Annotated in this window: 1 protein-coding gene; it reads left to right on the forward strand. The window is 74.4% G+C overall.

The features are described from left to right. Positions 1-67: 67 nt before the first annotated feature. Positions 68-320 (forward strand): sensor domain-containing protein (locus tag BI06_RS22255; protein ID WP_043470820.1); only part of this gene is annotated, 253 nt, incomplete at its 3' end.

Here is a 320-nt window from a genome sequence, read left to right on the forward strand (position 1 = left end):
TGGCCCCGCCCGCCCCCGACCGGCGAAGCTAGGGGCACAGCTCGACCGAGAGGGACGGAAGACCGAGATGAAGCCAAAGGACCGCCACGCCGGGGACACCGGCACGCAGACACCGCCCGCCGGACGCACCCCGCTGTACGGCGCGCGGATGTGGCGGCAGGTCGGGCGGCTGCTGCTGAACCTGCCGGTCGGCATCGCGGGCTTCGTCTTCACGATCGTGACCCTGTCGATCGGCCTCGCCCTGTCCGTCACCGTGATCGGGCTGCCGCTGCTCGCCGCCGGCCTGGCCGGCTGCCGGCGGATGGGCGGGTTCGCCCGCG

The organism is Kitasatospora sp. MBT66, from assembly GCF_000710405.2.
Taxonomy (GTDB): domain Bacteria; phylum Actinomycetota; class Actinomycetes; order Streptomycetales; family Streptomycetaceae; genus Kitasatospora; species Kitasatospora purpeofusca.